General features: G+C 35.6%; 14 protein-coding genes. 11 read left to right on the plus strand and 3 right to left on the minus strand.

The window, feature by feature from the left end; translation table 11 throughout:
* Positions 1-139 precede the first annotated feature (139 nt).
* The 5 genes from VK161_RS02750 to VK161_RS02770 all read left to right on the plus strand — a co-directional run bounded on the left by VK161_RS02750 (position 140) and on the right by VK161_RS02770 (position 7,454).
* Complete coding sequence (locus VK161_RS02750; protein WP_324213225.1) at positions 140-805, plus strand: succinate dehydrogenase cytochrome b subunit; 666 nt, start codon at positions 140-142, stop codon at positions 803-805.
* A gap of 5 nt (positions 806-810) precedes the next feature.
* Positions 811-2,820 (plus strand): fumarate reductase/succinate dehydrogenase flavoprotein subunit, encoded by a 2,010-nt coding sequence (locus VK161_RS02755; RefSeq protein ID WP_324213226.1) that lies wholly within the window; start codon positions 811-813, stop codon positions 2,818-2,820.
* A gap of 7 nt (positions 2,821-2,827) precedes the next feature.
* A complete protein-coding gene (locus VK161_RS02760; protein WP_324213227.1) occupies positions 2,828-3,589 on the plus strand; it encodes a succinate dehydrogenase/fumarate reductase iron-sulfur subunit in 762 nt (253 codons plus the stop codon).
* A gap of 246 nt (positions 3,590-3,835) precedes the next feature.
* Entirely contained in the window at positions 3,836-6,634 is a 2,799-nt protein-coding gene (locus VK161_RS02765) for a GH92 family glycosyl hydrolase (protein ID WP_324213228.1), read from the plus strand.
* Between the two features lie 52 nt (positions 6,635-6,686).
* Positions 6,687-7,454 carry a nitrilase family protein gene (locus VK161_RS02770; RefSeq protein ID WP_324213229.1) on the plus strand — a complete coding sequence of 256 codons (768 nt, stop codon included), beginning with the start codon at positions 6,687-6,689 and terminating at the stop codon, positions 7,452-7,454.
* Positions 7,455-7,467: 13 nt separating this feature from the next.
* Here the strand turns inward: VK161_RS02770 and VK161_RS02775 are convergent, their stop codons facing one another.
* Positions 7,468-9,069 carry an Ig-like domain-containing protein gene (locus VK161_RS02775; protein WP_324213230.1) on the minus strand — a complete coding sequence of 534 codons (1,602 nt, stop codon included), beginning with the start codon at positions 9,067-9,069 and terminating at the stop codon, positions 7,468-7,470.
* Between the two features lie 353 nt (positions 9,070-9,422).
* Positions 9,423-10,103, minus strand: coding sequence for a ComF family protein (locus VK161_RS02780; RefSeq protein ID WP_324213231.1), 681 nt, complete (start codon positions 10,101-10,103; stop codon positions 9,423-9,425).
* 98 nt (positions 10,104-10,201) lie between these two features.
* Between VK161_RS02780 and VK161_RS02785 the strand changes: the two genes are divergently transcribed.
* Positions 10,202-11,746 carry a glycine--tRNA ligase gene (locus VK161_RS02785; RefSeq protein WP_324213232.1) on the plus strand — a complete coding sequence of 515 codons (1,545 nt, stop codon included), beginning with the start codon at positions 10,202-10,204 and terminating at the stop codon, positions 11,744-11,746.
* Positions 11,747-11,841: 95 nt separating this feature from the next.
* On the opposite strand, the gene VK161_RS02790 is transcribed toward VK161_RS02785, so the two are convergent.
* Positions 11,842-12,282, minus strand: a complete 441-nt coding sequence (locus VK161_RS02790) for a metalloregulator ArsR/SmtB family transcription factor (protein WP_324213233.1) — start codon at positions 12,280-12,282, stop codon at positions 11,842-11,844.
* 385 nt (positions 12,283-12,667) lie between these two features.
* Here VK161_RS02790 and VK161_RS02795 point away from each other — a divergent pair, with 385 nt between their 5' ends.
* The 5 genes from VK161_RS02795 to VK161_RS02815 all read left to right on the plus strand — a co-directional run bounded on the left by VK161_RS02795 (position 12,668) and on the right by VK161_RS02815 (position 17,793).
* Positions 12,668-13,636, plus strand: a complete 969-nt coding sequence (locus VK161_RS02795; RefSeq protein WP_324213234.1) for a LytR/AlgR family response regulator transcription factor — start codon at positions 12,668-12,670, stop codon at positions 13,634-13,636.
* A gap of 45 nt (positions 13,637-13,681) precedes the next feature.
* Positions 13,682-14,344, plus strand: coding sequence for a response regulator (locus VK161_RS02800; RefSeq protein WP_324213235.1), 663 nt, complete (start codon positions 13,682-13,684; stop codon positions 14,342-14,344).
* Between the two features lie 314 nt (positions 14,345-14,658).
* Positions 14,659-15,117, plus strand: a complete 459-nt coding sequence (locus VK161_RS02805) for a hypothetical protein (RefSeq protein WP_324213236.1) — start codon at positions 14,659-14,661, stop codon at positions 15,115-15,117.
* Between the two features lie 119 nt (positions 15,118-15,236).
* Entirely contained in the window at positions 15,237-15,431 is a 195-nt protein-coding gene (locus VK161_RS02810; RefSeq protein ID WP_324213237.1) for a hypothetical protein, read from the plus strand.
* Positions 15,432-15,771: 340 nt separating this feature from the next.
* Complete coding sequence (locus VK161_RS02815) at positions 15,772-17,793, plus strand: tetratricopeptide repeat-containing sensor histidine kinase (protein ID WP_324213238.1); 2,022 nt, start codon at positions 15,772-15,774, stop codon at positions 17,791-17,793.
* Positions 17,794-18,279: the final 486 nt, after the last annotated feature.

The following is an 18,279-nucleotide window of genomic DNA, read 5'->3' on the forward strand; positions in this document are numbered from 1 at the left end:
AAAACTACCTTTTAATTTACTGATAATCAACAACTGTTAAACTCACTTTAAATTGATTATAAATTACTGCGAAAAGGTTGTAGTTAATATCAAATAGCTGTATTTTTGTTTGATTTTTTTAAACAAATTATTCAAAAATATGGCAAAATCTACTTTATTGAGTTCGTCCATTGCTAGGAAAGTCGCCATGGCACTTTCTGGACTTTTTTTAATTTCCTTTTTATCACTTCACTTCTTTATTAATTTTATTTCTGTTATCGACCAAGACACCTTCAACGAGTTTTCTCATTTTATGGGAAATAACGGTTTGATTCAGTTTGTGATGCAACCGATTTTGATAGCTGGAGTTGTTTTTCACTTTGTAATGGGATTCGTTTTAGAACTCCAAAATCGCAAAGCAAGACCGGTTCAGTATGCTAAATTTGACGGTGCTGCCAACTCTTCTTGGGCCTCAAGAAACATGATTATTTCAGGAATTGTAGTGCTGGCTTTTTTAGGATTACACTTCTACGACTTCTGGATTCCAGAAATGATGTACAAATACGTAGATCAAATGCCAATCGACGAAACCCGCTACTATTGGGAAATGGTGCATAAATTTGAAGATCCAATTCGCACCGGATTGTATTGTGTGTCGTTCATCTTGTTGTCATTACACTTATGGCACGGATTCAACTCGTCGTTCCAATCCGTTGGTTTCAACAACAAATTCTCAAAGTCATTACACAAATTAGGATACGCATTTGCGATTATAGTTCCTTTCGGATTCATTTTCATCGCATTATTTCATCATTTTAACAATTAATATCTATGAAATTAGATTCTAAAATACCAGAAGGACACATTTCAAAGAAATGGACCGATTATAAAGATCATTTAAAATTAGTTGCTCCCAACAACAGACCTAAAATTGATATTATTGTGGTTGGAACCGGATTAGCGGGTGCTTCAGCTGCTGCTTCTCTTGGTGAAATGGGATACAATGTAAAAGCATTTTGCTATCAAGATTCACCTCGTCGTGCGCACTCAATTGCCGCGCAAGGAGGAATCAATGCTGCTAAAAATTACCAAAATGACGGAGACAGTATTTTCCGTTTGTTTTACGATACAATCAAAGGTGGAGATTACCGTGCACGTGAAGCTAACGTTCACCGTTTAGCAGAAGTTTCCGGAAACATCATCGACCAATGCGTGGCGCAAGGTGTTCCTTTTGCTCGTGAATACGGAGGATTATTAGACAACCGTTCGTTTGGTGGAACACAAGTACAACGTACATTCTACGCTGCTGGACAAACCGGACAACAACTATTGCTTGGAGCTTATTCCGCTTTATCAAGACAAATTGGTTTGGGTCGTGTTAAAATGTACAACCGTCACGAAATGCTCGATTTGGTAAAAGTAGACGGTAAAGCACGTGGAATCATCGCTCGTAATTTAGTTACTGGCGAACTGGAGCGTCATTCAGCACACGCTGTCATCATCGCTTCTGGAGGTTACGGAAATGTGTATTTCCTTTCTACTAACGCGATGGGAAGTAACGTAACGGCAGGTTGGAAAGTACACAAACAAGGTGCTTTATTCGCCAATCCGTGCTTCGTTCAAATTCACCCAACGTGTATTCCGGTTCACGGTGTCAATCAGTCTAAATTGACGTTGATGTCAGAATCACTGCGTAACTCAGGCCGTATTTGGGTGCCAAAGAAAAAAGAAGATGCAGAAGCCATTCGTGCAGGCCAATTAAAACCTACACAAATCGCTGAAGAAGATAGAGATTATTTCTTAGAAAGACGTTACCCAGCATTCGGTAACTTAGTGCCGCGTGACGTAGCGTCAAGAGCAGCCAAAGAGCGTTGTGATGCAGGTTTCGGAATCGAAGCCAACGATACCAACGAAGGTGTTTACTTGGATTTCTCAACCGAAGTGCAAAACAAAGGGAAACAAGCGGCATACGCCAAAGGAAATCACAATCCAACGCCAGAAGAAGTTACCAAATTAGGTAAACAATGGTTGGAAGAAAAATACGGTAACTTGTTTACTATGTACCAAAAAATCACCGACGAAAATCCTTACGAAACACCAATGAAAATTTACCCTGCGGTACACTATACTATGGGTGGCGTTTGGGTAGACTACAACTTACAATCTACTATCCCGGGTTGTTTTGTTGCTGGTGAAGCCAATTTCTCTGATCACGGTGCCAATCGTCTAGGAGCTTCTGCTTTGATGCAAGGTTTGGCAGATGGGTATTTCGTATTACCTTACACAGTTTCCAATTATTTAGCCGATGATATCAGAACGGGTAAAATCTCAACGGATTCACAAGAATTCATCGATGCTGAAAACAATGTGAAATCTACTATCGAAAAATTCATCAACAATAAAGGTTCGAAATCAGTAGATCATTTCCACAAACGATTAGGTTTAATCATGTGGAACAAAGTAGGAATGGCGCGCAACGAACAAGGTTTAAAACAAGCCATTTCTGAAATCGCTGCTCTTAAAGAAGAATTTTACAACGATGTGTACGTTCCAGGAAGCGCAGACGAATTGAATCCTGAATTGGAAAAAGCACTGCGCGTAGCCGATTTCATCGATTTAGGTCAGTTAATGGCTATGGATGCATTACAACGCAACGAATCCTGCGGTGGACACTTCCGTGAAGAATACCAAGACGAAGAAGGAGAAACACTCCGTGACGATGAAAACTTCTCTTTTGTTGGTGCTTGGGAATACAAAGGCAACGACATCAGCAAAGCCGAACTTCACAAAGAAGAATTGAAATACGAGTTTATCAAAATTGCAGCTAGAAATTATAAATAATAAAGAGATGGCTTCTAAAAAAAATATCAATATCAACCTTAAAGTTTGGCGTCAAAAAAACGCTAAAGAAAAAGGGAAAATGGTCGATTACAAATTAGATAATGTATCTACCGATAGTTCATTCCTCGAAATGCTCGATCAATTGAACGAACAACTGATCAATCAACAACAAGAACCAATCGCTTTTGATCACGATTGTCGTGAAGGAATTTGCGGAATGTGTTCGTTGTACATCAACGGACGCGCACACGGACCAGACACTGGAACTACAACGTGTCAATTGCACATGAGAAAATTCAACGATGGCGATACCATTTTCATCGAACCATGGAGAAGTAAAGCGTTTCCTGTAGTAAAAGATTTAGTGGTTGATCGCAGTGCTTTTGATCGAATTCAACAAGCCGGTGGTTTCGTATCCGTGAATACTTCGGGTAGAACTATGGATGCCAACGCCATTCCAATTCCAAAAGCCGATGCCGACAAAGCCTTCGAAGCAGCCGCATGTATCGGTTGTGGTGCTTGTGTAGCGACTTGTAAAAACGGTTCTGCTATGTTATTTGTAGGTGCTAAAGTATCGCAATACGCGCTTTTACCACAAGGAAAAGTAGAAGCTACGCAACGTGTACTCAACATGGTGCGCCAAATGGACGAAGAAGGTTTCGGAAATTGTACCAACACTGGTGCGTGCGAAATCGAATGTCCAAAAGGAATTTCACTTGAAAACATCGCTCGCATGAACCGCGAATATTTAGCGGCGAGTATGAAATAAAATAATACTACAGTTATCCAACCCTCTTAGAGTTCCAAACTCTGAGAGGGTTTTTTATTTAAAAATGATTGTAGTGATATGGGCGTTCCACAGTTGCAGCAATTCGGTTATTATAAACAGCAATTTCTTGGCAACTGCGTCAGGCTGTTCGTTGCAAGTCCTCGCTTCGTCGTTCCTCCTTGCTGTGGGCTTTTCACTTCCATCCTTAACGCAAAATTTACTATATTTGAACTTCATTTATACATTATGAGAAAAGTACTTCTTTCCACTTTTTTACTGTTTTCAGTAGCTGTTTTCAGCCAAAATTATTCACAATACGTCAATCCGTTCATCGGAACAGGCGGTCATGGTCATACGTATCCTGGAGCAACAACACCATTCGGAATGGTACAACTTTCGCCTGATACCCGCATCGATGGCAGTTGGGACGGTTGTTCAGGTTACCACTACGACGACAAACTCATCTACGGATTTTCACACACACACCTAAACGGAACCGGTTGCACCGATTATGGCGACATCATGCTGATGCCAACCATGGGCGAACCCAATTTAGCTCCAAAAGAATACGCCTCCAGCTTTTCACATGCCAATGAAAAAGCGACTGCCGGATTTTATTCGGTAAAACTCGACAAACACAATATCGATGTCAATTTAACAGCTTCAACTCGTGTTGGTTTTCATCAGTATACCTTTAATAATGCAGGTCAAGCCAACATTATACTCGATTTAAACCATAGAGATAAATTGCTATATGGCGATGTGAAAATCATCAATAGTAAAACCATTCAAATCCTTCGTAGAAGTGAAGCTTGGGCCAAAGATCAATACGTATACGCTCAAATTGAATTCAATGTTCCGATGCAAATCAACAAACTGCGCACCATCGGATTTGTTCCTGCCAAAACAACTGATACTTTTTTTTCAGGTACACAGCTAGCAATAAGTTTTTCCAAACAAGTCAAAAAAGGCGAGCAAATTTTAATCAAAGTAGCGCTTTCTCCAACCAGTTACGAAGGTGCAAAACTAAACAGTTCTGAAATCAAAGGCTGGGATTTTGCTCAGGTAAAAAAAGCAGCCGAACAACTTTGGAACAAAGAATTATCCAAAATCCAAATTACTGAAACCGATAAAGATAAATTGGCTATTTTTTATACAGCTTTGTATCATACCATGTCGCAACCCAATATTGCTCAAGACATCGATGGAAAATACCGCGGTCGTGATAATAAAGTTCACAACGGCGAAGGATTCGATTATTACTCGGTATTTTCACTTTGGGATACATTTCGTGGCGCGCATCCTTTGTATACGTTGATTGATAAAAAGCGTACTTCCGATTACATTAATACGTTCATCAAACAATTCGAACAAGGCGGACGATTACCTGTTTGGGAACTAGCATCCAATGAAACCGATTGTATGATTGGGTATCATTCGGTTTCCGTAATGGCCGATGCAATGGCAAAAGGAATCACTGGTTTTGACTACGAAAAAGCCTTCCAAGCCGCCAAACATTCAGCCATGCTCGATCATTTGGGTTTAAAAGCCTACAAACAACAAGGTTTTATTTCGATGGACGACGAACACGAAAGTGTTTCTAAAACTGTTGAATACGCTTACGACGATTGGTGTATTGCTCAAATGGCTAAAATTCTCAACAAAAAAGAAGACTACGACTATTTCATGAAACGTTCTCAAAGTTGGAAAAACGTCTTCGATTGGAATACCGGATTCATGCGACCTAAGAAAAATGGCGGTTGGGACAAACCCTTCGACCCAAAAGAAATCAACAATAATTTTACTGAAGGTAATAGTTGGCATTATTCGTTTTTTGTGCCTCAAGACATTCCGGGCATGATTGAGGCCTACGGCGGTGCAGCAAAATTTGAAGCCAAACTCGACGAAATGTTCAACAGCGAAAGCAAAACAACGGGTCGTGAACAAGTAGACGTAACGGGTTTAATTGGTCAATACGCTCACGGAAACGAACCAAGTCACCACATGACCTATTTGTACAATTACATCGGCAAACCTGAAAAAACCAACGAAAAAGTAAAATACATTTTAGATAATTTCTACAAAAACGCGCCCGACGGATTGATAGGCAACGAAGACTGTGGTCAAATGAGCGCGTGGTATGTTTTGAGTTCGATGGGAATCTATTCAGTTACACCAGGAAAGCCTGAGTGGATTCAGACCCAACCTTATTTTAATGAGGTTACAATTAAATTTGAAAATGGAACCACGGAACAGCTAACGGAGAAAGTTAACAAATCACAACTAGGAATTTCCAAAGCAAAAGAAAATGGTGTTCAACCGAAATTAACAGAAGCAATTGTTCCTGTTCCCGTAATTCAAGCCGAAAGCAAATCGTTTAAAGATAAAATGAGTGTCAATTTTGATTCGTTTGACAAAGCAACTGAATATTTTTACAGCATCAACGATAAAAAGTTTGAAATGTTTAATAAGGAGTTGGTTTTAAAAGAAACATCTACGATAAAATTTTATTCTAACAACGGACATGGAAAAATAAGTGATACTATTTCAGCACAATTCTTTAAAAAACCCAATAACTATAGTATTGAAATCCAATCGAAATACGATCCACAATACCACGCTGGCGGTTCAGACGGTTTATTAGATGGAATTCACGGCACCGAGAACTGGCGTAAAGGCGATTGGCAAGGTTATCAAAAGCAGGATTTTGAATGTGTTATTGACCGAAAAGAAAATTCGCCAATTCAATCAATAAGTGCGAATTTTTTACAAGATCAACGTTCGTGGATTTTAATGCCAACCAAAGTAGAATATTACATTTCAAATGATAACATCAATTTTAATTTAGTGGAAACTATTACCAATAAAATAGATCCAAAGCACGATGAAAGTACTACTCAATCATTTGATTCAAAGAAAGCAATTCCGTCTGCTCGTTACATCAAAGTAAAAGCCTACAATTATGGTAAGTTACCTGCATGGCATTTGGGTTATCCATATGATGGCGATGCCTATATTTTTATTGATGAAATAACAATTAAATAATTTATCAACCCTTCAATAGTTTTAAACTCTTGAAGGGTTTTTCAAAAAAAACATGAAAATAGCCTTAATACAAACCCCATTATTCTGGGAAAAGCCCAATGAAAACAGAGCTTATCTATCGGATAAAATAAACTCTATTTCGCAATATGTCGATTTGATTGTGTTGCCCGAAATGTTCACTTCGGGCTTTACCATGCATCCACAAAACGTTGCCGAAACCATGCAAGGTGAAACGATTTCATGGTTGAAAGAAATAGCAAACAGAAAAAGTTGTGCCATTATTGGAAGTTTGGTTATACAAGAAAACGGCAACTATTACAACCGATTGGTTTTTGTATTTCCATCAGGTGAAATTCAACATTACGACAAGCGACACTTATTTACTTTAGCAGGCGAAGACAAAGTCTATACTTCGGGAACAGACAAAATGATTGTGGATTACAAGGGTTTCAAAATTTGTCCACTCATTTGTTACGATTTGCGTTTTCCTGTTTTTTCTCGAAATGTGGAGGATTATGATGTATTAATCTACGTAGCCAATTGGCCCGAACCACGCGTCAACGCTTGGGATATTTTACTCAAAGCGCGCGCTGTTGAAAATATGAGTTATGCAATTGGTGTGAATCGAGTTGGCATAGATGAAAACAATTTAGAATACGTCGGCCATTCACAAGCGGTTGATTTCTTGGGCAATCACATCCAAGAACCACAAGAAACAGAAGGAATTTTTATCGTTGAATTTGACAAAGAAAAACTAATTGAAACCCGAAGTAAGTTGGCTTTTTTAAACGATAGAGATAATTTTTTGCTGTCACACTGAGCTTGTCGAAGTGTCACTTTATAATTTTCAAATCAAACGGTTGCTCCACATCCCAATTGGCGCGAACATCAATTTCTTTCGGAAAATAAATTACTTCTTCTGATTGCCGTTTTTCTATATAATTTCCGGCATCCCAAACCTTGTTTTTGTTATCGTCGTAAATGATACGAAGGGTGTATTTTTTAGGTTCAATCAAATCAAAAAAGACGCTGTTGCCTTTTTCCAAATAAGCACTTTCCAAAACTTCACCTTTATCGCTAGTTATTTCAACAATCAAAGGATAACGATTGATGTTTTCTAAGGGAATTCTCAAATTACCATAATCGCTGGTGTTTCGTGTGGAAAAAGCATAATTAAGTGTGTCATTTTTATGTTCAAAAAAATCTTTAAAAGCGCCCGGCAGTACTTGCATTTTGTATTTCTGCAAGGGTTGCTTTTCAAAATCAAAAAGCACTTGTTGGTTGAAATTGTCATAACGCGTGGTAAAAGAAACTTTAACCGAATCTTTATCCAAAAGATTGATTTTGGTGTTATCAATAGATACAAGTGGAGTAGTAGAGTTGATGGTAAATTGCTCTCTAAAGGCTAAATCACCAACAGTTGGACTACTAAAAGACAATGAATCTTTCTTCTGGTCTTTTATTTTAATCACAAAATTATTCTTGTAGTTATTTTGAGTAACAGCAACCGCCAGTGAGTCATTTTTCATCGGTGGAAACCAAACTTGCAACGAGTCTTTTTTCGGAAGTTTAGTTACCGTAGAAGGAACAAAAGTGCCGTTTTTAGTTACATCCACAACTACATCTTTCGGATTTCCTTCGTAACCAATCACCATGCAATTCCCAGAAACTTGAGTCGGCTTGAATACTTTGAATTTGGGTTGTTCACTAAACAATTCCAATTCAAAAATAGTGTCATTCGGAATCGTGACTAAGTCTTTTATAAACCCAATTTTATCTGTTTTCGGATCATATTTATTGTTGTTGTTTGCGTCTTTCAGGGCAATTAAACGGTATTTTCCCTCTTTGAGATTTTCCAATTTTGCAGCCGCAACACCATCCAAAGTATTCGATATGTATCGCGGAACTTCCTTATAAATCGTCGAGTCATTGAATTGATCATTCACTTCATACAACATCACCGAAACAAAAGTGGGCGATTTTACCTCAATCGCATCTTTAATTTTAGCGCCAATTGTCAGCGAATCAATATAACTTCCTGTAGAAAAAACATATTTAAACTGATTGATCGGATTTCCTTCGTTGTTGTCTTGTATACTTTGTCCGAAATTAAAACTGTAAGTGGTGTTAGGACGCAAAGTATCTTTCAATTTAATAGTAATAAATTTACTCGCGTTGTAAGGCAACACTTCCGGTTTTCGTTCCATCGGAGGCGAAACAATCAATTGCTTGCTTACGTCTTTCAATTTTACGTATTCATTAAAATACAACTTGATTTCCTTTCCGTTAAAATTGGTAGCGCCATTTTTAGGCAAACTACTTCGCATTTCTGGCGCCAAAGTATCTTTTAAACCACCCGTAATAGAGCCTTTTTTGGCACAACTCACAATTACAATGGCCAAAATAATACAAACAGAAAAAAGTGATTTTCGCATACTAATGGGTTAACAGGCACAAAATAACAATTATAATTTCTCTAATCGAAATATTTTATCATTAAATTAATACAACAAAGCCGTCTTCGATCACTAGTTTGTAGCCTATAAATTATAATTCTTTGCTGTTTTGATCTTTGCTATTGTCATTGAAATTGATTTTTTAGGAGCTATTTCCTGCCTTACAGTACAAGCACTTTTCGCAAAACCTTTTTTTAATCAGTCCAAAAGTAGCTTCTTGCAGTCGCTCTTTTTGCCTGTTAAAAAATAGGTTTTGCGCTGCAGTGGCTTTCCCTTTCAGTCAGGGCTAAAACACTCCTAACAGGTTTCAATAACCTGTTAGGTTTCTATCGCTACTGTGACATCGCCATACACAAAATACTCACTTTTACATTCGGAATTTTTAATAATGCTCTACTGCAAATTTCAAGTGTAGAGCCAGTAGTAATCACATCGTCCACCAATAATATATGATTGCCATTTAGCGATATGTCATTAGATATATCAAACAGGTTTTTGGCCAGTTCGGTTCGACCCAAAAGGTTCTTTTTGGTTTGGGTTTTGGTGTAGAAATTCCGAATCAATATCGATTCATCAAACGGAACATTCAAACTTTCCGACAATGCTTTCCCAAAACTACTCACTTGGTTGTAACCGCGTTCTTTCAACTTTCGAGGATGCAACGGAACGGGAACAATACACGAAATATCTTTAATGGGTTCAAATTGTTTTAATTCTTCCCCAAACCAAAACCCAATCGCAGTGCCAATTTCTTCATGACCTTTGTATTTCAATTTGTGAATCATTTCTTGAACGCGTCCCATTTTATGAAAATAGAACATCGCCAAGGCAAATTCAACCGGAATTTTTCCGTAAAATTTTGAAAATGCTTCATTATTAGGGTTGAGGTAATGGTGCGTCTGCGGAATTTCATGACGGCAACGTGTACAAATTACTTTTTCGTCTTGAAGTAAAAAACCGTCGCAAGCAGCGCAAATTCTGGGATAGAACAGATTAATTAGGCTTGTAAACATACTAAATGGCTTTGAATAGCATAAAAATAGAAAAAACTAACTTACAATTCTACATTTAGTTCTTTTTTTACTATCACTTTTTATATTTTTGCACCATTATGGCAAAACAAGACGATATATTTAAGAATGTAGTTTCGCATGCAAAAGAATACGGATTTATTTTTCCGTCAAGCGAAATTTACGACGGATTAAGTGCAGTTTACGATTATGCACAAAACGGTGTTGAACTCAAAAAGAACATCCGCGAATACTGGTGGAAAGCAATGGTGCAAATGCACGAAAACATTGTCGGTCTAGACGCGGCAATTTTAATGCATCCAACTACTTGGAAAGCTTCAGGTCACGTTGATGCGTTCAACGATCCGTTAATTGACAATAAAGATTCGAAAAAAAGATACAGAGCCGACGTTTTAATTGAGGATTACGCCGAAAAATTAAACCTGAAAGCAAAAAAAGAAATCGAAAAAGCCCGTGAACGTTTTGGCGACGCTTTTGATGAAGAGCAATACAAAACAACCAATCCACGTGTGATGGAATATCTTTCTAAAGAAAGAGAAATTCTAGAACGCATGGGGAAATCATTAGGTTCGGGCGATTTGGAAGACGTAAAAGCCTTAATCGAAGAATTGGAAATTGCTGATCCAGAAACGGGTTCACGCAATTGGACCGACGTGAAGCAATTCAACTTAATGTTCGGAACCAAACTCGGAGCTTCAGCCGAAAACGCCATGGATTTATACCTTCGTCCAGAAACGGCTCAAGGAATTTTCGTCAATTTCTTAAACGTACAAAAAACGGGTAGAATGAAAGTACCTTTTGGTATCGCTCAAACGGGTAAAGCATTCCGTAACGAAATCGTAGCCAGACAATTCATTTTCCGTATGCGCGAATTCGAACAAATGGAAATGCAATTCTTTGTTAAACCAGGCGAAGAAATGAAATGGTACGAATACTGGAAAGAAACACGTTTGAAATGGCATTTATCTCTTGGATTAGGTGAAAAAAATTACCGTTTCCACGACCATGAAAAATTAGCACATTACGCCAACGCTGCAGCTGATATTGAGTTCAATTTTCCTTTTGGATTTAAAGAATTAGAAGGAATTCACTCACGAACCGATTTCGATTTGAAAGCACACGAACAATATTCAGGTAAAAAATTACAGTATTTTGATAACGAAACAAACTCAAACTATGTTCCTTATGTAGTGGAAACCTCAGTTGGTTTGGATCGTATGTTCTTAGCAGTTTTTGCAACTTCGTTGAAAGAAGAAACCTTAGAAGATGGATCTGTGAGAACAGTTTTATCACTTCCAAGCGTTTTAGCACCAACTAAGGCAGCAGTTCTACCTTTAGTAAAAAAAGATGGTTTACCTGAAGTAGCACAAAGCATCATCGACGATTTAAAATGGGATTTCAATGTAGCCTATGACGAGAAAGATGCGGTTGGAAGACGTTACCGTCGTCAAGACGCATTAGGAACGCCGTTTTGTATTACAGTAGATCATCAAACATTAGAAGATCAAACCGTAACCATTCGTCACCGCGATTCTATGGCACAAGACCGCGTTAAAATTTCTGATTTAAGAGGAATCATCAATGAAGAAGTTTCAATGCGAAACTGGTTGATGAGAACAAAATAGTTTAAAATACAAATTTGTACAAATAAAAATTCCATTAAACTTCTTAATGGAATTTTTTATTTTATTGATTTTGTGAAAATTCGTGAAATTTGGGTCTAATTTTCTTCTTCGCTCGGAACAATCTCACTCAATACAAAATCTTTTACACGTTGCCATGTTTTTTCATTGAGCGAATAGTAAATGTTATTACCCACGTTTTTACCTTTGATTAGCTTTACCCTTTTCAATTCGGATAAGTGTTTTGAAACAGTTGATTGAGCCAAAGGCAACATTTCTAAAAAATCGCCACAAGTACTTTTCGGATTGCTCATCAGTAACTGAATTATTTTCAATCGCGCCGGATTTCCAAGAGCTTTTAAAATATCCGCCATTTCGTTGATTCTAAAGGCAAAACCAAATGTTTTTGTAATTCCCATATCGCTATTTGTAAATAGAGTAATAAAGTTTGTTTTGATTTTATAACTGCTAGAGAAAATTCCTCTTTGAGCAACTCTAAATCCGTTAGAGCAAAAGTAGTAAAAATAAAATGCTTTCAAAACACCTATTTTTTTAAAAAATAAAAATCAATTTTAAGGTGTAATTATCTATCTAATAATGTTTTATGGTTAAATTAAAGATTTCCTATATCGCTATTTTGTAATACGAAAAATGAAATAGTTACTTTTTTGCTTTTTATTGTTCATAATTCAATCGTAATCAATTAAGTAATTCCATTATTAGCGAGCAATTCGAGTAATTGGTCGAGTTTTTTAATCCGTTCAACTATTTGTTGAAAAATCCGCTTAGTAAATGCTTTTTGTATGAGTTAATTCTTCTATTTTAGTACAGAATTCAGACAGAAATTTGTTAGTTCTCCCCAAACTACCAATTAAAAAAATTAAACAAAACTCTACTTCTGCTAGCCTCAAACCAGGATAGCAATTGAATAGAAATTTTACTTTTGTAATTATAGACGACAATCAAAACACGGTTTTGAAGACTAAGGCTATCGCTGAAAGTTTTCAAAACTTTTCTTGTGTTGGTACCGCTACAAATTACGAAGACGGAATGGATTGCGTTCTGGAGAAAAATCCTGCTTTCATCTTTTTAGAGATTAATCCAGAAGATAAAGATTCTAATTTATCATTGGGTTTTATCAACGAGTTGTACCGTTATTTTCCCGTAATTCCGAAGGTTATTATAACGTCACGCAACAGCGATTCGGCTTTTGATGCCATCAAACACGGTGTTTACGATTATTTGATTAAACCCGTTGAACAGAAAGAATTCCGTAAGACTATTGCCCGTTTGAATCGTGATTTCAATGCGGTTTCACCGATAGTCTCTGCTATTAGTTCGGAAAAAGAAATCGAAACTGAAATTGAAGAATCCATTTCCAACTTCGATAACGAAGAAACAACCGATCATGTGATTATTGAACCAGTCGAAATTGTATCTGACGAGGCGACGGATTTAGAAGAAAAACTAGATGTTGTTCAGCTGAACGCTGAAGATAAAAATAATTCAGAAGTTACGTTTTCCAATGTCAATTCAAAGGATAAGCCGCTTACCATTTGTGTGAAATCGTATGGAGATTACCGATACATCAACGCCAACGATGTATGTTATCTTCAAGCAGATAATAATTCGACCGACATTCACTTGGCCAGTGGCGAAATGATCACTGCTTTTAAAACATTGAAGCATTTTGAAAGCGTCTTGAAATATCCTTTTGTTCGCATTCACAACAGCTATATTGTCAATATTGATTACGTTTCCCGAATTCACACCGGAAATGCCGTTTGCCACATTAAAGATACCACTACGAAACTTCCGTTTTCAAAATCCTACAAAGAAAACATTGACGCCATTATCAACACCATTGCTTCAGGAAATTACTTAGAAATATAAAAGCTATGGTTTTTTTGCTAATTTTATAGTTCAAAAATTAGTTATATGCACGTAAATTTATTAATTGTCGACGACCACATGCCCATTATTGAAGGATACAAATCGATTTTATCGTTTAACAAATCCGGATACATTATTAACGTTACCGCTGCCAATTGCTTAGAGTCTGCCTACAAAATCCTCACTGATTCCAAACGAGAAATTCAATTTGACGCCGTTTTAGTTGATTATACATTGCCCGAATACCTTGAAAAAGGACTTAAAACAGGTGAAGATTTAATTCCAATTGTTCGCCACTATTCCCCAAAATCAAAAGTAGTCATGCTTACTTCTCATTCAGAGACGATTCTTTTGTATCGAATTTTAAATGAAAGTAAACCCGAAGGGCTTTTAGTAAAAAGTGATTTTACTTCGGAAGAGTTTTTAGTCGCTTTTGATATATTGATGAGTGGCGAGAATTACTATACTTCTACAGTGTTGCGATGCAAAAAAGAAATGGTTATTGGAAATAAAATTTTTGATCACTATAACCGTCAAATCATTTACCTGCTTTCTCAAGGCGTTAAAACTAAAAACATACAAGAGGAACTTCACCTATCAAAAAGCGCCATAGACAAGCGAAAATCAATGATTAAAGACCTATTAGGAATTGATAAAGGAAGCGACGAAGATATTTTGAGAGAAGCCCGAAAACAAGGATTAATCTGAGTTTAAAAATACACTTTTTGCTTACCTAAGTTAACCATCTGCAGCTTAACTTTACCTTTCATTCATAAAAGCCATTTAAGATGAAAGGATTATACGCCTATATTACCATTTGTTTGGTAGTGGTTCTACTATCAAAATCAGCACTTTATTGTAAAATACTCATTGGCCTGATGTATTTATATGGAATTTATCATTATTTCTATTTAAAAGAGAAGAAGTGATTCGAATTCATATGTAAAAAAACAGCCTTGCCATTATATGTTTTGGACGACACATAGCAAGACTGCGAATAATTAAAAATTATTAGCAAAATTATGAAAAAAACAGTCATAATTCCAATGTGTCTGTGGTTGATTTTCCCTTTTTTAACTTCTGCTCAGGAAAATCAATCAAATCAAGAACAAAATTCCATTTATTGTGCCGAATTTGAAGTTAAAGTGGCCGAATTTGAATCGGTTACACCTTCAGTGATTCTGGTGTGTTGTGGCGGACCGTTTTCAGATGGTGAAATTCCGTGTCAAGTAATAAGTAAAGCCAAATATGAATCGTTTTCTGGGCTATCGGAAGTGGCATTTGATACTGTTCAGAACGGCTTTTTACTGACCGATTTAATCGAACCTAAAAAGCACAAACTATCCAAGATCAAGACAATTGAAGTAATTGAGAGTTCGGTTACTCGATTGGACAATAATCTAAAAATAACCATTAAAAAAGGCAGTTACAGCATTGATAACAACGGATTTGTTTTTTTGGAGGTTGAATTTTTGAATTGAATCATTTTTTAAAATGTACACTTTTTGTGTACCAAAGGAATTAATTCTTGTTTTAATTTTACCGTGTTATTAATTAGTTAAGTTAAAAAGCCAATTGAAATTTGTAAAAGCCTTTGAGTATGAATGTTTTGTTTTTTGACATCAGTAGTGAAACAAAAAGTTATTATCTGATTGGAATTATTGTGATTTCGATAGCTATTTTCTTTAGTTTGTTAAAAAAGAAAGAAAATAAAAAGGCAGAAACGACTGTAAACATCATTCTTACATTGGTAAGTGTATTGATTACCGTTTTTCTTTTTTATGTAACATTTTAAAGCTATTTGTGAGCCCAGTTTGATTGCCATTTTGTAGTATACGCCAGTTAAATAGTTAAAAATAGTCAAGTAAGCCGGCAATTGAATTCACAAATAGTGAAACAGTGATTTTCAGAATTTTTTCTGGAAATCACTTTGTTTTTGGTGAAAATTAATTACCTGTAACAATTGCGAACTAAATGAATTTTGTAATTTGTAACTTGAAAAGTGATAAATACTATGAAATCTATAATCAAGTGAAATATTTTTAACATAACAGAGCAAGGAACCTATGTTTCTATGTGATAAAATAGAACAACTTATCTGATCTTAAATGCCTTATATGGTTCAAAACAAAACAATGAAATTACACCTAAAATATTGTATCTTTTTTCTAATTCTATTGGTTGTCTCTTGCACAAAAAAGAGAACCACAACCAGTTCTCGTAATGATTCTGTAGAAAAATACCTTAAACTCGCTAGCATTGACACGTTACCCACAGAAACCCGCAAAAAATACAATCACAAAGCCTTTTCGTTTATCGATTTGGAGAAGAATGATAGTACGGTGAGGTGGTATTTGTGTGAGACAGCTTTGAATAGTATGAATTTTAAAGATAGTGTTGATTATTTAGAAAAATCTAAACTTCATTTTGAGAAATCAGAAGAGTCGAATGATACTTTGAATTTAGCAAGGTTTTACAGATATAAAGGAGCTTACTATAGAACCGTTCCAAAAAAATTTGATAGTGCTTTTTATTGCTATAAAAAGGCGGAAAAATTGTATCAAAAAACTGAGGACTTAAACGGTTTAGCAATTACAATATTATCTAAAGGAACCGTTTTTCATATTATTAATGATTATTCGAGTGCTGAGCTAGAAATTTTGAGAGCAAAAAATATATTAATCAAAGTTAAAAACCTTAAGTCTTTAATTTATGTTTACAATTCTTTAGGGAATGTTTATAAAGCAAATTTTAACTTTAATGAAGCGCTAATACAGTATAATAAAGGATTTGATATTATAGTATTGAATAAACTTGATCTCAAATCAGAGAAAGCCCTTATTTTGAACAACATAGGCAATCTTTATTTTCAAAGGAAAGATTTTGAAAAAGCAATTAGTTATTACAAAAAATCTTTAGAAATTGAAAACTTACAGAATATTGAAGCAGAAATTTTTTTGGCAAACTATTTTTCAATTTTTAGTTGTAAAATACAATTAAATGAACTAGAAGGTTTAGATGAAGAATTTGAAAAACTATTATTTTTAATAAAAAAGTATAATCCAAGCGAAGAGTTTTTCTTATTGATAGAATATTCGAAGTTATGCTATTTAAAAGGGAAGATTAAAGAAGCTCAAAAGTATGCTGATTTGGCTTTAATATTAGCAAGAAAAATAAAAGCACCACCTTACGACGTTATGAACTCTCTACTTCATGTAGGGAAAGTTAATAAAGATAAAGCATCTCAAGCTTTTGTTCAATATGATATTCTAGCAGATAGTTTGTTAAACAGAGAGCGAAGAGAGCGAAGTAGGTTTCTAAAAATTCAACTAGAAACCGATGAAATAGCCCAAGAAAAAGAAAAAGAGATAAAGCTAAAATGGGTTCAAACCTCAATAATAGCTAGTGTTTTAATTATCGTTATATTGCTATTTATAATTTATAAGCAACAAAACCAAAAAAAGGAATTTCTATTGATTCAAAATCAGCAAAAAGCCAATGAAGAAATCTACCAACTGATGCTTCAGCAAAAGCAAAAAGAGGAAGAAGCCAAACAACAAGAAAAAAAACGCATCGCCTTGGAGTTGCACGACAACGTGATGAATCGATTGGCGAGTACGCGGTTTAATTTGTTTACACTTACTCAGCAAACTAATACTGAAAACACCAATTATGCCAAACAACACATTCAAACCATCAAAGAAATTGAAGACGAGATTCGAAGTCTAACACACGAACTTTCCAAAGAGGAAACGACTAACGAAAATCGTTTTGCTTCTGTTTTGACCGACTTCATTAGTCAGCAAAATCAAATTCATCTAACAAAGTATCATTTAGAGTTGGATGAAAAGATTAATTGGGAGACCATTTCGTCTGAGATTAAAATGAATTTGTACCGTATTATTCAAGAAGCGGTTCACAATTGCAACAAATATGCTCAGGCGACCTTGATGCAAATTAATCTAATCCAACAAAAGAGCCAGCTTAGCCTAACCATCCAAGACAACGGAATCGGTTTTGATGTAAACGAAGCCAAACAAGGCATAGGCTTACACAACATGAGTCAACGTATTTTATCCATAAACGGAACAATCAACATTCATTCCACACCAGAAATTGGAACGATAATAAGCTGCACAGTAGCAATCAAACATTAGGTTATGTGTCATGCTTATACTTTATGGAATCAATTATCAAGTGAAACGCTTTATAAGAAAGAGAAAAATCTATTTTTCTATGTGTTTACAAACTTTTCTAATCTTAAATGTTTTTTAGGGTAAATCAATTATGAATTTGTGTTAAATCAAACAACACTGATTCTAATACACATCTAATGTGTTTAAAACACAAAGCAGCACTTCAAATTTACAGATCTTAAAATAGTTCTGAAATCACTAACTCTTACAAAAAAAGTCTCGATTCTACCCCCGTAATTTTACTTGTTTTTCAAATAATGTAGAACTCTTTAGCAACTTAGCACGATAACTATTCTAGTTAAATTTTAAGTCTTATATTATTTAAAACACTGATTATCAATATTTTAATTATTAAATTAAGTAAAATCTACCCCGTATTTCTACCTGTTTTTAAAATCTGACCATTCACCCAGATTTGGCATTCATTCACTATCAAACGAGTGTAAT

The organism is Flavobacterium sp., from assembly GCF_035299245.1.
Taxonomy (GTDB): domain Bacteria; phylum Bacteroidota; class Bacteroidia; order Flavobacteriales; family Flavobacteriaceae; genus Flavobacterium.